Below are 18,490 nucleotides of genomic sequence, written 5' to 3'. Positions count from 1 at the left end.
ATTGTTGAATACCGCACGTAATTAGGGCGCGGATTCTACCAGACATCGACGATGACGCAAGCTATGCCTTGTACCAACCGTCTGCTAGGCTCCCGGCCTCAACTGTGGGAGCGAGCCTGCTCCGGGCGGAGATCCGACGATGGCGACTTGTCAGTACTGTACAGGTTGCTGATCCACCGCTATCGCGAGCAGGCTCGCTCCCACAGGCTGTATCCAGCCCTTCTGTTACAGAGATCCCCGCGTGCCCGACGCCATCCTGCGCCTCGCCCTGCCTTCGCCCCTGCGCCGCCTGTTCGACTATCGCGCCCCGGCCGGAGTCCCGCGTGCCCGGTTGCAACCGGGCGTGCGCTTGCGGGTGCCGTTCGGTCGGCGGGAGATGATCGGCATCCTGGTGGAAGTCACCGACCACAGCGAGGTCCCGGCCGACAAGCTCAAGCCGGCCCTGGCGTTGCTCGATGCCACGCCGCCGCTGCCAGCCTCGCTGTTCAAGCTGTGCCTGTGGACGGCCCAGTACTACCAGCACAGCCTCGGCGATACCCTGAGCTGGGCGTTGCCGGTGATGTTGCGCCAGGGCGAACCAGCCGAAGCACGCCAGGAGCGGTTCTGGTCGGTAGCGCCAGGGGCTTCGCTGGATGACCCGCGCATCGCCCGCGCCCCGCGCCAACGCGAAGCCCTGGCGACGCTTGCCCAGCATCCCCACGGCGTGGCGCATCAGTTGCTGAGCAAGCTGATGCTCAGCAAGGACAGTCTCGACCTGCTGCTGGCCAAGGACCTGGTCCAGATGGAGATCCGCCGGCATGCTCCGGGCGCGCGTCACGAGCATTGGCTGGCCCAGCCGGAACTGCCGCTCAATGCCGAACAACGAGCGGCTTGCGAAGCGATCCGCGCAGGCTTCGACAGTTATCACGCCTTTCTGCTGGCGGGCGTCACCGGCAGCGGCAAGACCGAAGTCTACCTTCAGCTCATCCGCCAGACCCTGGAAGCGGGCAAGCAAGCCCTGGTGCTGATTCCGGAAATCAACCTTGGCCCGCAGACCCTTGCGCGCTTCGAACAGCGTTTCAACGCCCGGATCGCCCTGGTGCACTCGGCGGTCAATGACCGCGAGCGACTGGAAGCGTGGCTCGCCGCCCGGGACGGCGAGGCCGACATCATCATCGGCACCCGCTCGGCCTTGTTCACACCAATGAAGAATCCCGGCCTGATCATCATCGACGAAGAACATGATGGCTCGTATAAGCAGCAGGAAGGCCTGCGCTACCACGCCCGCGACCTGGCCCTGGTGCGGGCCCGCCAGGAAGACATCCCCATCGTACTCGGCTCGGCGACGCCATCGCTGGAGAGCCTGCACAACGCCTACACCGGTCGCTACGGACTCCTGCGCCTGAACGAACGGGCCGGCGGCGCCAAGCAGCCGCGGTTCCTGCGCCTGGACGTGAAAAGCCGTCCACTGGACAGCGGCATTTCCGGACCGATGCAGCAAGCCATCGGCCAGACATTGGCCGCCGGCCAGCAGGTCCTGGTGTTTCTCAACCGTCGCGGGTTCGCCCCGACCCTGCTGTGCCATGACTGCGGCTGGATGTCCGGCTGCGAACGCTGCGACGCGCGAATGACCGTCCATCAACGCTATGGCGAGCTGCGTTGCCACCACTGCGGCCACACCGAGCGGGTACCGAGGCATTGCCCGCAGTGCGGCAAAGTGGACTTGCGCCCGGTGGGCGCCGGCACCGAGCGCGCCGAAGAACGGCTGGGCATTCTTTTTCCCGATTACCCGGTGCTGCGGGTGGATCGCGACAGTACCTCGCGCAAGGACGCGATGAACCAGCTGTTCGCCACGATCCAGAAAGGCCAGCCCTGCATCCTGGTGGGCACGCAGATGCTCGCCAAAGGACACCACTTCCCGCGGGTCACGCTGGTGTCGATCCTGGACGCCGACGGCGGGCTGTTCTCCGGGGACTTCCGCGCCAGCGAGCGCATGGCGCAACTGATCGTCCAGGTCGCCGGCCGTGCCGGGCGGGCCGAAGAGCCGGGCAAGGTGATTATCCAGACCCACCTGGCGGACCATCCACTGCTGATACAACTGACCGAGCAAGGCTACTTCGCCTTCGCCGAGCAGGCCTTGAGCGAACGCCGCAGCGCCGGCCTGCCGCCGTTCGCTCATCTGGCGCTGCTGCGTGCCGAGGCCCACAAGCCGGGACAGGCCGAAGGCTTCCTGGACGACGCCTGCAGCGAGGCCGAACGCCTGCTGATCGAGCAGAATCTGAGCGGAATCGAATTGCTGGGGCCGGTGCCGGCTCCGATGGAGCGGCGCGCGGGGCGGTATCGGGCGCAACTTTTGTTACAAGCCAATGCCCGGGCACCGTTGCATCGGCTGCTCAGCGCTTGGCTGCTGGTACTGGAACAGATGCCCAGCGGACGAGCGGTACGCTGGTCGCTGGATGTGGACCCGGTGGATTTGTACTGATCCCCCACAATGGAAACTGGGTATGGCCACAAGGGTCAGATCTCCTGGAAAACAAGCACACGCTACCCAACCGACCCGCTACAGTTGGCAAGCCCGTCTTCCCCACGGATAATGCCCAGTTTTTCCACCAGCGCATCGAAGCGCCGCCGCGCCTGCGGTTGAAAGAGAAGACCATGAAAGAAACCATTCGCCAGCTCATCCAGCAAGCCATCACCCAACTCGTCACTGAAGGTGTGTTGCCAGAAGGCCTGTCGCCGGCGATTCAGGTCGAAAACACCCGCGACAAGACCCACGGCGACTTCGCCAGCAACATCGCGATGATGTTGGCCAAGCCGGCCGGCATGAAACCACGGGACCTGGCCGAGAAAATCATCGCCGCCCTGCCGGCTGACGAAAACGTCACCAAGGCAGACATCGCCGGCCCCGGGTTCATCAACTTTTTCCAGAACACCCAGGCCCTGGCCTCGCGCCTGGACGCCGCCCTGTCCGACGAACGCCTCGGCGTGCGCAAGGCCGGCCCGTTGCAGCGCACCGTGGTCGACCTGTCCGCGCCGAACCTCGCCAAGGAAATGCACGTCGGCCACCTGCGCTCGACCATCATCGGCGATGGCGTGGCCCGGGTCCTGGAGTTCCTGGGCGACACCGTGATCCGGCAGAACCACGTCGGCGACTGGGGCACCCAGTTCGGCATGCTGATGGCCTATCTGCAGGAAAACCCAATCACGAGCGACGAACTGTCGGACCTGGAGAACTTCTACCGCGCCGCCAAGCAACGCTTCGACGAGTCGCCGGAGTTCGCCGACCGTGCCCGTGGCCTGGTGGTCAAGTTGCAGGCCGGCGATGCCGAGTGCCTGGCCCTGTGGAGCAAGTTCAAGGACATCTCCCTGTCCCACTGCCAGAAAATCTACGAACTGCTGAACGTCAAATTGACCATGGCCGACGTGATGGGCGAAAGCGCCTACAACGACGACCTGATCAATGTGGTCAACGACCTTCGGGCCAAGGGCTTGCTGGTAGAGAGCAACGGCGCCCAGTGCGTGTTCCTCGACCAGTTCAAGACCGCCGACGGCGAGCCTCTGCCGGTGATCATCGTCAAGGCCGACGGCGGCTACCTCTACGCCACCACTGACCTGGCGGCCGTGCGCTATCGCAACAGCGTGCTGAAGGCTGACCGGGTCCTGTACTTCGTCGACCAGCGTCAGGCTTTGCACTTCCAGCAAGTGTTCGAAGTGGCCCGCCTGGCCGGCTTCGTGACCCATCCGATGGACATGGAACACATGGGCTTCGGCACCATGAACGGCGCCGATGGCCGCCCGTTCAAGACCCGGGACGGTGGCACGGTGAAGCTGATCGACCTGCTGACCGAAGCCCAGGAGCGCGCCTACTCCCTGGTCAAGGGCAAGAACCCGGACCTGGCCGAGGACGAACTGCGCCAGATCGCCAAAGTCGTTGGTATCGACGCGGTGAAGTACGCCGACCTGTCCAAGCACCGCACCAGCGACTACAGCTTCAACTTCGACCTGATGCTCAATTTCGAAGGCAACACCGCGCCGTACCTGCTGTATGCCTACACCCGCGTGGCCGGCGTATTCCGCAAGCTCGGCAAAAGCTTCGATGAAGTGGAGGGCCGGATTGTGCTGGAGGCCGCTCACGAACAGGAGCTGGCAGCGAGGCTGGCGCAGTTCGGCGAAGTGCTGAACAACGTCGCTGACAAGGGCACGCCTCACACCCTGTGCGCGTACCTGTATGACGTGGCCGGTCTGTTCTCCAGCTTCTACGAGAACTGCCCGATCCTCAGCGCCGACACCCCGGAGCAAATGCAGAGCCGCCTGCGCCTCGCCGCGCTGACCGGACGCACCCTCAAGCAAGGCCTGGAACTGCTGGGCCTGGAAACGCTGGAGCGCATGTAAGTTGGCTGCCAAGAAAAAACCTGCACCCAAACGCGGCGCCAGTCGTTACCAGGCCCCGGCCAAGAAGCCGATTCCGGGCTGGTTGTGGATGGCGATAGGCCTGAGCGTCGGCGCCTTCATTGTGTTCCTGATGAAACTGGAGCCGGGCCAGGGCGATGACGTCAAGCGCGTCCGCCAGGAGCAGCAGAAAGCCACGCGCATCACCGAGGCCAACAAGACCCCGCCGAGCCCGACGCAACCGGTGAAGCCGAAATACGACTTCTACACCCTGCTGCCGGAATCGGAAGTCATCGTGCCGCCCGAAGCGGTACCGGAAAAGACCCTGCCGACCCCACAAGTGCCCGCCACGCCGGTCACCCCGGCCGAAGCCGCGAAGATCGACACCGCCCGCGCCCAGGCGGCCCTGGCTGGCATCACGCCGCCACCGGCGCCACCCGTGCAGAAAGCCGCGCCGGTGACGAAGTTCTTCCTGCAAGCCGGTTCGTTCCGCAAGGAAGCCGATGCCGACAAGGTCCGGGCGCAGATCATCCTGCAGGGCCAATCCGTGTCGGTGGAGTCCGGGACCGTGAAGGACGAAACCTGGTACCGGGTCATGGTCGGCCCGTTCAGCAACCGTGAGGAACTGACCAAGGCGCAGAAACAATTGGCCAGCAGCGGCTTCAGCAACTTGTTGTTACAACAACGCCAGAGCCGCTGAACATACAGGCAACCTATCTCTGTGGGAGCAAGGCTTGCCCGCGATGCGCCGCCTCCGACCTCAGGGCAAGCTGCGTTGACTTTATCGCGGGCAAGCCTTGCTCCCACAGGTAGGGCGAACCGCTTGTCACCACTCCCACGCCGCAGTTGAAAAACCCCACGTCACCCCCATATGAGTTTTCATCCGGGCATTTTCGCCCCGCTGCGTGGAGACTCTTCCCTTGACCACCATCGTTTCAGTCCGCCGTCATGGCAAAGTCGTCATGGGCGGCGACGGCCAGGTTTCACTGGGCAACACCGTGATGAAAGGCAATGCGAAGAAAGTCCGCCGCCTGTATCACGGCCAGGTCATTGCCGGCTTCGCCGGGGCCACTGCCGACGCTTTTACCTTGTTCGAGCGCTTCGAAGGCCAGCTGGAAAAACACCAGGGCCATCTGGTCAGGGCCGCCGTTGAGCTGGCCAAGGAGTGGCGCACCGACCGTTCCCTCAGCCGCCTCGAAGCCATGCTGGCGGTCGCCAACAAGGACGCCTCGCTGATCATCACCGGCAACGGCGATGTGGTTGAGCCCGAAGACGGCCTGATCGCCATGGGTTCCGGGGGCGCCTACGCCCAGGCCGCCGCCAGTGCGCTGCTGAAAAAGACCGACCTGTCGGCCCGTGAAATCGTCGAGACCGCCCTGGGCATTGCCGGCGACATCTGTGTCTTCACCAACCACACCCAAACCATTGAGGAGCAGGATCTCGCGGAATGAAGCCCGTACCCCGGCTCATTCTTGCTTGAGGACCGTCAACTACTATGTCCATGACTCCCCGCGAAATCGTCCACGAACTCAACCGCCACATCATCGGCCAGGACGATGCCAAGCGCGCCGTCGCCATCGCCCTGCGTAATCGCTGGCGGCGGATGCAGCTGCCCGAAGAGCTGCGCGTCGAAGTGACCCCCAAGAACATCCTGATGATCGGCCCGACCGGTGTCGGTAAAACCGAGATCGCCCGTCGCCTGGCGAAACTCGCCAATGCGCCGTTCATCAAGGTGGAAGCTACCAAGTTCACCGAAGTCGGCTATGTCGGCCGTGACGTCGAGTCGATCATCCGCGACCTGGCCGACGCCGCCATCAAGCTGCTGCGCGAACAGGAAATCACCAAGGTCCGCCACCGCGCCGAAGACGCGGCCGAAGAACGCATCCTCGATGCCCTGCTGCCGCCGGCGCGCATGGGTTTCAATGCCGACTCCGCTGCGACCCAGGACTCCAACACCCGCCAGCTGTTCCGCAAGCGCCTGCGTGAAGGCCAGCTGGACGACAAGGAAATCGAGATCGAAGTGGCCGAAATGGCCGGCGTCGACATTTCCGCGCCGCCAGGCATGGAAGAGATGACCAACCAGTTGCAAAGCCTGTTCGCCAACATGGGCAAGGGCAAGAAGAAAAGCCGCAAGCTCAAGGTCAAGGAAGCGCTGAAACTGGTGCGCGATGAAGAAGCCAGCCGTCTGGTCAACGAAGAAGAACTGAAGGCCAAGGCGTTGGAAGCCGTCGAACAACACGGCATCGTGTTCATCGACGAAATCGACAAGGTTGCCAAGCGCGGTAATGTCGGCGGTGCCGATGTCTCCCGTGAGGGCGTGCAACGCGACCTGCTGCCGCTGATCGAAGGTTGTACGGTCAACACCAAGCTGGGCATGGTCAAGACCGACCATATCCTGTTCATCGCCTCCGGCGCTTTCCACCTGAGCAAGCCAAGTGACCTGGTGCCGGAACTGCAGGGCCGCCTGCCGATCCGTGTGGAGCTCAAGGCGCTGTCGCCGGAAGACTTCGAACGCATCCTGAGCGAACCCCATGCCTCCCTGACCGAACAGTACTGCGCGCTGCTCAAGACCGAAGGCCTGAACATCGAGTTCACGCCGGAAGGCATCAAGCGCCTGGCGCAGATCGCCTGGCAGGTCAACGAGAAGACCGAAAACATCGGTGCTCGCCGCCTGCACACGCTGCTTGAGCGCCTGCTCGAGGAAGTGTCGTTCAGCGCCGGTGACCTGGCGAGCAAACATGACGAAGCGCCTATCCTCATCGACGCCGAGTACGTCAACAGCCACCTGGGTGAATTGGCGCAGAACGAAGACCTGTCGCGGTATATCCTGTAACCCATCACTACAGGCATGCGCAGTTCCGTGTGGGAGCGAGCCTGCTCGCGAAAGCGGGGTATCAGTCACATCATTGTTGGCTGACACTGCGCCTTCGCGAGCAGGCTCGCTCCCACATCTGACGGTGTCGCTGCGTAGATCAGGGTTCTTTCAGCTACGGACCACAGGCCATGACCAAACTCCCCACCGCCATCAATCTGCACAAAGCTTCGAAGACCCTGACGCTGAAATACGCGCCGGACGAGGAGTACCATCTGCCCGCCGAATTCCTGCGGGTGCATTCGCCTTCCGCCGAGGTCCAGGGCCACGGCAAACCCATTCTGCAATATGGCAAGCTCAACGTTGGCTTGTCCAAGATCGAACCCGCCGGCCAGTACGCACTGAAATTGACCTTCGACGACGGTCATGACAGCGGACTGTTCACCTGGGAGTACCTGTACCAGTTGGCAGTGCGCCAGGACGACTTGTGGAGCGATTATCTTGCCGAGCTCAAGGCCGCCGGAAAAACCCGCGACCCCAGCGAGTCCGTCGTCAAGCTGATGCTCTAGCTCAAGGGCTGGCGCTTTAGGGCGAATTTTCTAGAGTCATCTGCTTGAATGTCTACCCGGCAAGGTCAATGACTGGCCTGCTTGCGAAAAAAATTAAACTCGGGTAACCAATGGAGCTGGCAAGTTCCCTGCAAAGGAACCTGCGAGTTCCCTTGCACATGTTTCCTCATTGGCCACGATGCGGAATTAACGGTCACCCGAGCAGCGTACCTGGTATTGGCTGTGTGGCTTTGCGGCACGGTCCCGGTACTCGTCTGACAATGGAGCGTCGTAGATGAGCAACAAGAACAACGATGACCTGAAGTACCAGGCCTCGGAAAATACCCTGGGGTTGAATCCTGTCGTCGGCTTGCGCAGAAAAGACCTGCTGGCCTCTGCTCGCATGGTGCTGGCCCAGACTCTCAAGCAACCGCTGCACAGCGCCAGGCATGTCGCCCATTTCGGTGCCGAGCTCAAGAATGTCCTGTTTGGCAAGTCAGAGCTGCAGCCTGCCGCCGATGACCGCCGCTTCAACGACCCGGCATGGAGCCAGAACCCGCTCTACAAACGCTACATGCAGACCTACCTGGCATGGCGCAAGGAGCTGCACGCCTGGATCGATGACAGCAACCTGACGCCCCAGGACATCAGCCGCGGGCATTTCGTGATCAACCTGATGACCGAAGCCATGTCGCCGACCAACTCGGCGGCCAACCCGGCAGCGGTCAAGCGTTTCTTCGAAACCGGCGGCAAGAGCCTGCTGGACGGCTTGTCACACCTGGCCAAGGACCTGGTGAACAATGGCGGGATGCCGAGCCAGGTGGACATGGGCGCATTCGAAGTCGGCAAGAGCCTGGGAGTGACCGAAGGCGCGGTGGTGTTTCGCAATGACGTGCTGGAGCTGATCCAGTACCGCCCCATCACCGAGCAGGTCCACGAACGACCGCTGCTGGTGGTCCCGCCGCAGATCAACAAATTCTATGTTTTCGACCTGAGCCCGGATAAGAGCCTGGCGCGCTTCTGCCTGCGCAGCAATGTACAGACCTTCATCGTCAGCTGGCGCAACCCCACCAAGGAACAGCGCGAATGGGGCCTGTCGACCTACATCGAGGCGCTGAAGGAAGCGGTGGATGTCGTCACGGCCATCACCGGCAGCAAGGACGTGAACATGCTGGGAGCCTGTTCGGGTGGCATCACCTGCACCGCGCTGCTGGGCCATTACGCCGCTCTCGGCGAGAAGAAAGTCAACGCCCTGACCCTGCTGGTGAGCGTGCTCGACACCACCCTGGACACCGATGTGGCGCTGTTCGTCGACGAGCAGACCCTCGAAACCGCCAAGCGCCACTCCTACCAGGCGGGTGTGCTCGAAGGCCGCGACATGGCGAAGGTCTTCGCCTGGATGCGCCCCAACGACCTGATCTGGAACTACTGGGTCAACAACTACCTGCTGGGCAACGAGCCGCCGGTATTCGACATCCTCTTCTGGAACAACGACACCACGAGGCTTCCGGCGGCATTCCACGGCGACCTGATCGAAATGTTCAAGACCAACCCGTTGACCCGGCCCAATGCACTGGAAGTGTGCGGCACGCCGATCGATCTCAAGCAGGTCACCGCCGACATCTTTGCCCTTGCGGGCACCAACGACCACATCACGCCGTGGAAGTCCTGCTACAAGTCGGCGCAACTGTTCGGCGGCAAAGTGGATTTCGTGCTGTCGAGCAGCGGTCATATCCAGAGCATCCTCAACCCGCCGGGCAACCCCAAGTCGCGCTACATGACCAGTGAAGACATGCCCGCCAAGGCCGAGGACTGGCAGGAAAACTCCACCAAGCATACCGATTCATGGTGGCTGCACTGGCAGGCCTGGCAGGCCGAGCGCTCGGGCAAACTGAAAAAGGCACCCACCGTCCTGGGCAACAAGACCTACGTGGCGGGTGAAGCGGCGCCTGGCACGTACGTGCATGAGCGGTAACGGATGCGACTGGCCTGCCGATATCCTGATGTGAGGCAGGGCTCGCTCGCTGCGAACCCAATCCCATACCCGCAGCAAATCCCCTGTGGGAGCGAGCCTGCTCGCGATAGCGCCAGATCAGTCAAATCCATACCGACTGACCCGACGCCATCGCGAGCAGGCTCGCTCCCACAAGGACTCGGGGGAAAAATGAAAGATAGCGACATAACCCACAGGGCTTGAAGCATGCCGCAACCGTACATCTTCCGTACCGTCGATCTGGATGGCCAGACCTTGCGCACCGCGGTACGCCCCGGCAAGCCTCACTTGACGCCCCTGCTGATTTTCAACGGCATCGGCGCCAACCTGGAGCTGGTGTTCCCGTTCATCGAGGCCCTGGACCCGGACCTGGAAGTCATTGCCTTCGATGTGCCCGGTGTCGGCGGTTCATCGACACCCAGCCGGCCCTATCGCTTTCCCGGCCTGGCAAAGCTGGCCGCGCGTATGCTCGATTACCTCGATTACGGTCAGGTCAGCGTGGTCGGTGTGTCTTGGGGCGGTGCCCTGGCCCAGCAGTTCGCACACGACTACCCGGAGCGCTGCAAGAAACTGATCCTGGCGGCCACGGCCGCCGGAGCGGTGATGGTGCCGGGCAAGCCGAAGGTACTGTGGATGATGGCCAGCCCCAGGCGCTACGTTCAGCCCTCCCATGTGCTGCGCATCGCGCCGCTGATCTACGGCGGCTCGTTCCGCCGCGACCCGAACCTGGCAACCAGCCACGCGGCCAGGGTCCGCTCGGCGGGCAAGCTCGGTTATTACTGGCAACTGTTCGCCGGCCTGGGCTGGACCAGTATCCACTGGCTGCACAAGATCCATCAGCCGACCCTGATCCTGGCCGGGGACGACGATCCGCTGATTCCATTGATCAACATGCGCATACTGGCCTGGCGCATCCCCAACTCACAGTTGCACATCATCGATGACGGCCACCTCTTCCTGATCACCCGGGCCGAGGCCGTGGCGCCCATCATCATGAAATTCCTGGAAGAAGAACGTCAGCGTGCGGTCATGCATCCGCATCCCACACCACAGGGTGGTGGCTGACGACCCCATCGCGCCTGGCAGGAAGCCGGAACGCGCAACTTCCGAAACAGCGACTATGTTGTCTGGTTCGGTGTGTTTGTTTTTAGCCTGATGATGAAGGAGTTGACTCATGCGCGACAAACCGGCGAAGAATTCCACCCCCGCCCCTGCCAGCTTCATCAATGCGCAAAGTGCGGTCACCGGCCTACGCGGCAAGGACCTGTTGTCCACCCTGCGCGACGTCGCCGCCTACGGCTTGCGCAACCCGATGCACAGCGCCCGGCACGCGTTGAAGCTGGGCGGTCAGTTGGGCCGTGTGTTGCTGGGGGAAACCCTGCACCCCACCAATCCCAAGGACAAGCGCTTCGCCGATCCCACCTGGGAGCTCAACCCTTTTTACCGTCGCAGCCTGCAGGCCTACCTGAGCTGGCAGAAACAGGTCAGGAGCTGGATCGACGATTGCGACATGACGCCTGATGATCATGCACGCGCGCACTTCGCCTTTTCCTTGCTCAACGACGCCGTAGCGCCCTCGAACACCTTGCTCAACCCGCTGGCGGTCAAGGAGTTTTTCAATTCCGGCGGCACCAGCCTGATCCGCGGCATCAGCCACCTGGTCGACGACCTGCTGCACAACGATGGGATGCCACGGCAGGTCACGCCCCATGCCTTCGAGGTCGGCAAGACCCTGGCAATCACGACCGGTGCGGTGGTGTTTCGCAATGAAATGCTGGAGCTGATCCAATACCGGCCCATGAGCGAAAAGCAATACGCCAAGCCGTTGCTGATCGTGCCGCCGCAGATCAACAAGTTCTACATTTTCGACCTGACCCCTTCCAACAGCGTCGTCCAGTACGCTCTGAAGAATGGCCTGCAGGTGTTCATTATCAGTTGGCGCAACCCGGACGTGCGCCACCGCGAGTGGGGTCTTTCCAGTTATGTGGAGGCGACCGAAGAAGCCATGAACGTCTGCCGGGCGATCACCGGTGCCCGTGAGGTCAACCTGATGGGGGCCTGCGCCGGCGGCACGACCATCGCCGCCCTGCAGGGCCATCTGCAAGCCAAGCGCCAACTGCGCCGGGTCGCCAGCGCGACGTACCTGGTAAGCCTGCTGGACTGCGAGATCGACAGCGCGGCCACCCTGTTCCTCGACGAGCAGGCCCTCGAAGCCGCCAAACGCCGCTCCTACCAGAAAGGCATCCTCGATGGCCGTGACATGGCCCGGGTATTCGCCTGGATGCGGCCCAACGACCTGGTATGGAATTACTTCATCAATAATTACCTGCTGGGCAAGGAGCCGCCGGCCTTCGACATCCTCTACTGGAACAACGACTCCACCCGCCTGCCGGCGGCCTATCACGGCGATCTGCTGGACCTCTTCAAGCACAACCCACTGACCCGTCCCGGGGCGCTGGAAGTGTGCGGCATGCCGATCGACCTGCAAAAGGTGACGGTGGACAGTTTCAGCGTGGCCGGTATAAACGACCACATCACCCCATGGGACGCGGTATATCGTTCGACCCTGCTGTTGGGAGGCGAGCGACGCTTCGTGCTCTCCAACAGCGGTCACATCCAGAGCATCATCAATCCGCCGGGCAATCCCAAGGCCAATTACGTCGAGAACCCGCAGTTGAGTGGCGATCCACGGGCATGGTACTACGATGGCAAACACGTCGATGGCAGCTGGTGGCCTCAATGGCTGGACTGGATTCAGGCGCGCTCCGGTGCCCGCCGTGAAACCCGGATGACCTTGGGCAATGCAAAATACCCACCACTGGAGGCGGCACCCGGAACCTATGTACGCGTGCGCTGAATGCCTCACTCCACGGTCGAGCTATCGGCCGTGGCACGACTCCACCACTAAGAAAACCGGATGAAAACCCGCGACCGTATTCTTGAGTGCGCCCTGCATCTGTTCAACGAAAAGGGCGAACCGAACGTATCCACACTGGAGATCGCCAACGAAATGGGCATCAGCCCCGGCAATCTCTATTACCACTTCCATGGCAAGGAGCCCCTTATCCTGGGGCTGTTCGAGCATTTCCAGGTAGAACTGTCACCGCTGCTGAACCCCCCCGCCGATGCACAACTGGCGCCGGAAGATTACTGGCTGTTCCTGCACCTGATCGTCGAACGCCTGGCTCAGTACCGGTTCCTGTTCCAGGACTTATCGAACCTGGCTGGACGCCTGCCGAAACTGGCCAAGGGTATCCGTCAGTTGCTCAATGCCCTGAAACGGACCCTCGCATCCCTGCTGGCACAACTCAAGGCCCAAGGACTCCTGGTCAGCGGCACCCAGGCCCTGGGGCAACTGGTGGAGCAGATCACCCTGACGTTGCTGTTCTCGCTGGACTACCAGCGGATTCTTGATCGCGAAGGGGAGGTCCGACTGGTGGTCTATCAGATCATGATGCTGGTGGCCCCGCACCTGCTGCCCGCGGCCAAGGCGACGACCGAGCGGTTGGCGTTGAGGTATCTGGAAGACCACGAATAACAAACTGTGGGAGCGGGCTTGCTCGCGAAGGCGGTATCTCAGCCGACATCATAGTGACTGGAACACCGCCTTCGCGAGCAAGCCCGCTCCCACAAGGGTCTTTTGCTACCCATCAAAAAACGCCCGACCTTCGCAGGCCGGGCGTTTTGTGTGTGCCCTGAAAATCAGGACTGACTGGTAGGCGTCGATGGAGCCGGCGCTGGAGTCGGGGTGGCAACCGGAGTCGGAGCCGAGACGGAATTTGCCGTGCTCGTCGGGGTCGCCGGTTTTGCGACGGCTGCCGGTGCCTTGGGTGCCGCTGCTTTTGGCGCGGTCGCTTTCTTCACGGCAGGCTTTTTCGCGGCGGCAGGTTTGGCTGCTGCTTTTACCGCGGGCTTGGCCGCCGGTTTCGCAGCAGGTTTCGCCGCCGCGGTTTTTGCCGCAGGCTTCGCCGCTGGTTTGGCCGCTGCAGGCTTGGCTGCCGCTTTGGCCGCTACCGGTTTGGCTGCTGCTTTGACAGCAGGCTTGGCCGCAGCGGTTTTTGCAGCTGGCTTGGCCGCAGCTTTTACTGCAGGTTTGGCAACGGTTTTTGCCGCTGCTTTAACCAATGGTTTGGCTGCTGTTTTGGTGGCCGGCTTGGCCGCTGCAGTCTTGGCTGCCACCGGCGCGACTTTCGCCCCGGTGAGTTTTTCGATCTGCTTGGTCAGCGTGTCGACCTTACTGTGCAATGCCTTGACTTCATTGCGGCTTGGCACGCCCAGGCGAGAGATCGCGCTGTTCAGGCGCTTGTCGAAAGCACCTTCCAGTTCGTCCCATTTGCCCAGCGCACGATCCTTCACGCCGCTCATTCGCGACTTGGCGGACTCGGCAGAGCCCTTGGCGGCATCGACTTGTTTGCCGACCGCCGTCTTGGTGAGTTTTTCGGCCTTTTCACCGTCCTTAACCAGGGACTCGAAGAGTTTGCTGCCGTCAGTGTCGATCTTCGAGTACACGCCTAAACCAGCAAGCCAGATTTTGCGGGAGTATTTTTCAATCTTCCCGGCCCACGAGCTGCTTTCTTTTTCGGTTGTTTTTTTGCCAGCCATCCCGTTCTCCTTAATGTTTACGCGTCACACGTTCGAGCAGTGCCGTCAGCTCATCGAGCTTGGCAGAGAGTGCCTCAACGTCATGTTTAGACGGAATGCCGATACGATTCAAGGCACTTGCAACACGGGCATCGAATACCTTCTCGACTTTATCGAGTTGTACTTCAACCCGGGCCTTGAAAGTATTGACGTCGGCCTTGGCTTCAATCAGTTCGCTGTTGGCCGCTTCAAGTTTTCCGGCAATGTTCTTTTTACCTTTGGTTTCAACAACTTCGCCAGCCTTGACCAACTCCTGGAAGTACTCGCTGCCTTCCTGGCCGACCTTGGTGTAGGCGCCCAGGCCAGCCAGCCAGATCTTGCGCGCATACGTTTTCACGTCGCTGAGCGTGGAAGATTCAACGTCGGTTTTTTTCTTCAGAATAACTTTGGCCATGGTGCACCTCACTGGAAAACAGGTTGGAGGAACTGCCCGCATGCGGACGGGCTCAGGCACAAAGTAGGGAGAATAATTAGAAACGGCACCCTAACAACTCACACAAATTGAAAGCACTGACTTTCTCTGTGGGAGAGAGCCTGCTCGCGAAGGCGGTTTCACAGTCACAACATCATCATTGAATGACCCACCGCCATCGCGAGCAGGCTCGCTCCCACAGGAGGAAGTGCCAGGCATGCGTACGGTGTCAGGCCAACGCCTTATCCAGCGCCTTTTCAATCTCCGTCTTGATCATCCCGCTCATGGCCGACATCAACAGGCCCAGCTTCACGTCGACGCGGATCAGGTCCTCGCCGACCTCCACCGCGCCCTCGACTCCGGAACCCTTGAACTCCAGCGTGTCGCCAACCCACTGCGGCTTCAGGCCATAGCTGTCGGATAATTTCTGCGCCAACTGGTCGGCCTTCGCGCGGGCCGCTTCCTTGCCCAGGTCATGGGTACGCTCAACACTGATTTTGGCCATTTGCTGACTCCTGTTATATCGGCAATTGCCCGGACTGCGTCAAAACGTCCCGGCGGTGGTTCATCTTACCTTCAGCCTTGCCAAGACAAAGCCCTCCACCGGGATTAGAATGTCCCGCATTCTTTTTTGGTGACAGCGATATGACTGATCAGCGCAAAGGCAGCGATGCCGAACCCACCACTCACTTCGGCTTCAAGAACGTGCCGGAAAGCCAGAAGGCGGAAAAAGTCGCTGAGGTTTTCCACTCGGTAGCCGCCAAATATGACTTGATGAACGATCTGCTCTCGGGCGGCATGCACCGCCTGTGGAAGCGCTTCGCGATCGAGCTGTCGGGCGTGCGTAGCGGCAATCGCGTGCTGGATATCGCCGGCGGTACGGGAGACCTCACGAAAAAATTCTCCCACATCGTTGGGCCGACCGGCCACGTGGTGCTCGCCGACATCAACGAATCCATGCTCAAGGTCGGTCGCGACCGTCTGCTGGACCTGGGGGTGGCTGGAAATGTCGAGTTCGTCCAGGCCGACGCCGAGAAACTGCCCTTCCCGGACAACCACTTCGATTGCGTGACCATCGCCTTCGGCCTGCGCAACGTCACCCACAAGGAAGACGCCCTGCGCTCGATGCTGCGGGTGCTCAAACCCGGTGGCCGCCTGCTGGTGCTGGAATTCTCCAAGCCCACCAACGCGCTGATGTCCAAGGCCTACGACGCCTACTCGTTTGCCTTCATGCCACTGATGGGCAAACTGATCACCAACGATGCGGAAAGCTATCGCTACCTGGCCGAATCGATCCGCATGCACCCGGATCAGGAAACCCTGAAGTCGATGATGGTCGAGGCGGGCTTCGACCGCGTGACCTACCACAACATGACCTCGGGTATCGTGGCCCTGCACCGCGGTATCAAGCCCTGATGCTGCTCGCCGGCCTGCTCGCCAGCGTCGAACTCGGCATCAACCGGATATTGCGCCTGGACAGCACGGCGCTGGCGCGCCTGGCGAATCTGGGCGGCAAGGTGATTGCCGTCGACTGCCGCAGCCCGGCGTTGCAGTTGTTTATCCTGCCCAGCGACGAAGGCCTGATGCTCGCCACCCACTGGGAGGCCGAGGCGGATTGCACCCTGCGCGCCCCGGCCTCGAGCCTGCTGAACCTGGCCCTGAGCAAGGACAAGACTGCGGTGTTGCACAGCCCCGACGTCGAACTTGAAGGCGACAGCGGCGCGCTGCTGGACCTGGCGGCCATCCTGCAGGACCTGGAGCTGGACTGGGAATACGAGATGTCCCGCTGGCTCGGCCCGGTTGCCACCCAGTTGATCAGCGGCCATTTGCGCAGCCGCACGCGCTGGTATCGACAGGGGTTCGCCAGCCTGGGGCAGAATCTGAGTGAATACCTGGCCGAAGAATCGCGTACGCTCGTAGGAAAACGCGAGGCCGAAGCCCGTTTTAGTGAACTGGACCGGATCAAACTTGATCTGGAACGTCTCGAGGCGCGTTTCGAGCGCCTTTCCCGATCCCTTGAAACCAAGCGATAACGCATGAAGCTGCTTGCCGTCCGCCGTTTGTTGCGCATCCAGCGCGTCGTGATCCGTTACCGCCTCGATGACCTGCTGTTCGCCCTGCCTCTGCCCTGGTTTCTGCTGGCACTGCGATTCGCACTGCCGTGGCGCTGGTTCCCCCGCCGAACGCTGGACCTGAGTCGCGGTGCCCGCCTGCGCCTGGCCTTGCAGGACCTGGGACCGATCTTCATCAAGTTCGGGCAGATCCTCTCGACCCGCCGCGACCTGTTGCCCGAAGACATCGCCGATGAGCTGATGCTGCTGCAAGACCGCGTGCCACCGTTTGACTCCAAACTGTCGGTGACACTGATCGAGGAGCAACTGGGCAAGAAGATCAGCGAAGTCTTCAGCCGTTTCGATGTCGAACCCCTGGCTTCGGCTTCCGTGGCCCAGGTTCACGCCGCGCAGCTCAAGAGCGGCGAAGAAGTGGTGGTCAAGGTCATCCGCCCGGGCCTCAAGCCGGTCATCGCCCAAGACCTCGCGTGGCTGTTCATCCTTGCCCGCGCCGCCGAGCGACTGTCCGCCGATGCGCGCCTGCTGCACCCGGTTGATGTAGTGCTGGATTACGAGAAAACCATCTACGACGAACTCGACCTGCTGCGCGAGGCCGCCAACGCCAGTCAGTTGCGCCGCAACTTCGAAGGCTCGCCGCTGCTGTATGTACCGCAGGTCTATTGGGACTGGTGCCGCCCCAAAGTCCTGGTGATGGAGCGTATCTACGGTATTCAGGTTACCGACCTGGCAACCCTGGCCGACCAGCGCACCGACATGAAAATGCTCGCCGAACGTGGCGTGGAAATCTTCTTCACCCAGGTGTTCCGCGACAGCTTCTTCCACGCCGACATGCACCCCGGCAACATCTTTGTCAGCACCGTGCAGCCTTGGAGCCCGCAATACATAGCCATCGACTGCGGCATCGTCGGCAGCCTGACGCCCGAGGACCAGGATTACCTGGCCCGCAACCTGTTCGCGTTCTTCAAGCGCGACTACCGTCGCGTCGCGCAGCTGCACATCGATTCAGGCTGGGTACCGGCCGAGACCAAGCTCAACGAATTCGAAGCGGCGATCCGCACCGTGTGTGAGCCGATCTTCGAAAAACCGTTAAAAGATATTTCCTTCGGCCAGGTGCTGATGCGTCTGTTCCAGACCGCACGACGCTTCAACATGGAGGTCCAGCCGCAACTGGTGTTGTTGCAAAAGACCCTGCTGAACATCGAGGGCCTCGGTCGCCAGCTGTACCCGGACCTGGATCTGTGGAACACCGCACAGCCCTTCCTCGAACGCTGGATGCGCGAGCGCGTCAGCCCCAAGGCCCTGCTGGGCAACGTGCAGAGCCAGCTTGAGCAGATTCCGCACCTTGCCAACATGACCCGCGACCTGCTCGAACGCATGTCCCAGCCACACGCCCAGGACCCCGCTCCGCCATGGAAACGCCGCAAGGACGACTGGTTGCTGCGCCTGCTCGGCGCTGCACACCTGGGTGGCGGCGCGGTACTGGCGGCTGGTGGACCGTTGACCCAGGTGGGGCATTGGCCTGCCGCCGTGATGGTAATCGTTGGTTTGTATCTGGTCGTTCGGCGATAGCACGAATCAGCGGCAAGCTTTAAGCTGCAAGCCACAAGCTCACAGGTTGGCCCGTCAACCCAAGGTACAACCACA

Annotated in this window: 15 protein-coding genes and 1 pseudogene; 13 read left to right on the top strand and 3 right to left on the bottom strand. The window is 61.7% G+C overall.

Translation table 11 applies throughout. The features are described from left to right. Nucleotides 1–241: 241 nt before the first annotated feature. The 10 genes from QZH45_RS02920 (at nt 242) to QZH45_RS02875 (ending at nt 13,259) form a co-directional block, all read left to right on the top strand. Entirely contained in the window at nt 242–2,461 is a 2,220-nt protein-coding gene (locus tag QZH45_RS02920) for a primosomal protein N' (RefSeq protein ID WP_055136208.1), read from the top strand. A 173-nt stretch (nt 2,462–2,634) separates the two neighbouring features. Continuing rightward, a complete protein-coding gene (gene argS / locus QZH45_RS02915) occupies nt 2,635–4,371 on the top strand; it encodes an arginine--tRNA ligase (protein ID WP_024779915.1) in 1,737 nt (578 codons plus the stop codon). A 1-nt stretch (nt 4,372) separates the two neighbouring features. After that, nucleotides 4,373–5,068: an SPOR domain-containing protein gene (locus QZH45_RS02910; RefSeq protein ID WP_024779916.1), complete on the top strand. Its 696-nt coding sequence runs from the start codon at nt 4,373–4,375 to the stop codon at nt 5,066–5,068. 220 nt (nt 5,069–5,288) lie between these two features. Further along, nucleotides 5,289–5,819 carry an ATP-dependent protease subunit HslV gene (gene hslV / locus QZH45_RS02905; RefSeq protein ID WP_003186641.1) on the top strand — a complete coding sequence of 177 codons (531 nt, stop codon included), beginning with the start codon at nt 5,289–5,291 and terminating at the stop codon, nt 5,817–5,819. A gap of 44 nt (nt 5,820–5,863) precedes the next feature. Next, the gene (gene hslU / locus QZH45_RS02900; RefSeq protein WP_024779917.1) at nt 5,864–7,201 is read left to right on the top strand and encodes an ATP-dependent protease ATPase subunit HslU; all 1,338 of its coding nucleotides are present in this window, start codon (nt 5,864–5,866) and stop codon (nt 7,199–7,201) included. 170 nt (nt 7,202–7,371) lie between these two features. Further along, complete coding sequence (locus tag QZH45_RS02895; RefSeq protein WP_024779918.1) at nt 7,372–7,749, top strand: gamma-butyrobetaine hydroxylase-like domain-containing protein; 378 nt, start codon at nt 7,372–7,374, stop codon at nt 7,747–7,749. Between the two features lie 274 nt (nt 7,750–8,023). Continuing rightward, a complete protein-coding gene (gene phaC / locus QZH45_RS02890; RefSeq protein ID WP_024779919.1) occupies nt 8,024–9,703 on the top strand; it encodes a class II poly(R)-hydroxyalkanoic acid synthase in 1,680 nt (559 codons plus the stop codon). A 225-nt stretch (nt 9,704–9,928) separates the two neighbouring features. Continuing rightward, a complete protein-coding gene (gene phaZ / locus QZH45_RS02885) occupies nt 9,929–10,786 on the top strand; it encodes a poly(3-hydroxyalkanoate) depolymerase (protein ID WP_024779920.1) in 858 nt (285 codons plus the stop codon). 109 nt (nt 10,787–10,895) lie between these two features. Next, nucleotides 10,896–12,578, top strand: a complete 1,683-nt coding sequence (gene phaC / locus QZH45_RS02880) for a class II poly(R)-hydroxyalkanoic acid synthase (RefSeq protein ID WP_055135754.1) — start codon at nt 10,896–10,898, stop codon at nt 12,576–12,578. A gap of 60 nt (nt 12,579–12,638) precedes the next feature. Next, nucleotides 12,639–13,259, top strand: coding sequence for a TetR/AcrR family transcriptional regulator (locus QZH45_RS02875; protein ID WP_055135753.1), 621 nt, complete (start codon nt 12,639–12,641; stop codon nt 13,257–13,259). A 164-nt stretch (nt 13,260–13,423) separates the two neighbouring features. On the opposite strand, the gene QZH45_RS02870 is transcribed toward QZH45_RS02875, so the two are convergent. From QZH45_RS02870 to QZH45_RS02860, 3 genes are all read right to left on the bottom strand, one after another. Next, the gene (locus tag QZH45_RS02870) at nt 13,424–14,323 is read right to left on the bottom strand and encodes a phasin family protein (protein ID WP_024779923.1); all 900 of its coding nucleotides are present in this window, start codon (nt 14,321–14,323) and stop codon (nt 13,424–13,426) included. A gap of 10 nt (nt 14,324–14,333) precedes the next feature. Further along, complete coding sequence (locus QZH45_RS02865; RefSeq protein WP_024779924.1) at nt 14,334–14,756, bottom strand: phasin family protein; 423 nt, start codon at nt 14,754–14,756, stop codon at nt 14,334–14,336. A gap of 247 nt (nt 14,757–15,003) precedes the next feature. After that, nucleotides 15,004–15,279: a polyhydroxyalkanoic acid system family protein gene (locus QZH45_RS02860; RefSeq protein ID WP_024779925.1), complete on the bottom strand. Its 276-nt coding sequence runs from the start codon at nt 15,277–15,279 to the stop codon at nt 15,004–15,006. Nucleotides 15,280–15,419: 140 nt separating this feature from the next. On the opposite strand from QZH45_RS02860, the gene ubiE reads away from it, so the two are divergent. From ubiE to ubiB, 3 genes and pseudogenes are all read left to right on the top strand, one after another. Next, on the top strand, nt 15,420–16,190 hold the full coding sequence (gene ubiE, locus QZH45_RS02855) for a bifunctional demethylmenaquinone methyltransferase/2-methoxy-6-polyprenyl-1,4-benzoquinol methylase UbiE (RefSeq protein WP_024779926.1): 771 nt from the start codon (nt 15,420–15,422) through the stop codon (nt 16,188–16,190). Further along, nucleotides 16,190–16,814 (top strand): annotated as a pseudogene (locus QZH45_RS02850) (ubiquinone biosynthesis accessory factor UbiJ). Before ubiE ends, QZH45_RS02850 begins: the two are co-directional and overlap by 1 nt. Further along, a complete protein-coding gene (gene ubiB / locus QZH45_RS02845; protein ID WP_024779927.1) occupies nt 16,811–18,415 on the top strand; it encodes a ubiquinone biosynthesis regulatory protein kinase UbiB in 1,605 nt (534 codons plus the stop codon). Before QZH45_RS02850 ends, ubiB begins: the two are co-directional and overlap by 4 nt. Nucleotides 18,416–18,490 lie beyond the last annotated feature (75 nt).

This window comes from Pseudomonas corrugata, assembly GCF_050920615.1.
Classification (GTDB): Bacteria; Pseudomonadota; Gammaproteobacteria; order Pseudomonadales; family Pseudomonadaceae; genus Aquipseudomonas; species Aquipseudomonas corrugata.
Note: the sequence above shows the minus strand (reverse complement) of the source record. Positions and strands in the feature narration are given on the sequence as shown.

Coding starts and splice junctions, on each gene's coding strand:
- argS (WP_024779915.1), top strand. CDS start 2,635: ATGAAAGAAACCATTCGCCAGCTCATCCAGCAAGCCATCACCCAACTC.
- hslU (WP_024779917.1), top strand. CDS start 5,864: ATGTCCATGACTCCCCGCGAAATCGTCCACGAACTCAACCGCCACATC.
- QZH45_RS02895 (WP_024779918.1), top strand. CDS start 7,372: ATGACCAAACTCCCCACCGCCATCAATCTGCACAAAGCTTCGAAGACC.
- phaC (WP_024779919.1), top strand. CDS start 8,024: ATGAGCAACAAGAACAACGATGACCTGAAGTACCAGGCCTCGGAAAAT.
- phaZ (WP_024779920.1), top strand. CDS start 9,929: ATGCCGCAACCGTACATCTTCCGTACCGTCGATCTGGATGGCCAGACC.
- phaC (WP_055135754.1), top strand. CDS start 10,896: ATGCGCGACAAACCGGCGAAGAATTCCACCCCCGCCCCTGCCAGCTTC.
- QZH45_RS02875 (WP_055135753.1), top strand. CDS start 12,639: ATGAAAACCCGCGACCGTATTCTTGAGTGCGCCCTGCATCTGTTCAAC.
- QZH45_RS02870 (WP_024779923.1), bottom strand. CDS start 14,323: ATGGCTGGCAAAAAAACAACCGAAAAAGAAAGCAGCTCGTGGGCCGGG.
- QZH45_RS02865 (WP_024779924.1), bottom strand. CDS start 14,756: ATGGCCAAAGTTATTCTGAAGAAAAAAACCGACGTTGAATCTTCCACG.
- QZH45_RS02860 (WP_024779925.1), bottom strand. CDS start 15,279: ATGGCCAAAATCAGTGTTGAGCGTACCCATGACCTGGGCAAGGAAGCG.
- ubiE (WP_024779926.1), top strand. CDS start 15,420: ATGACTGATCAGCGCAAAGGCAGCGATGCCGAACCCACCACTCACTTC.
- ubiB (WP_024779927.1), top strand. CDS start 16,811: ATGAAGCTGCTTGCCGTCCGCCGTTTGTTGCGCATCCAGCGCGTCGTG.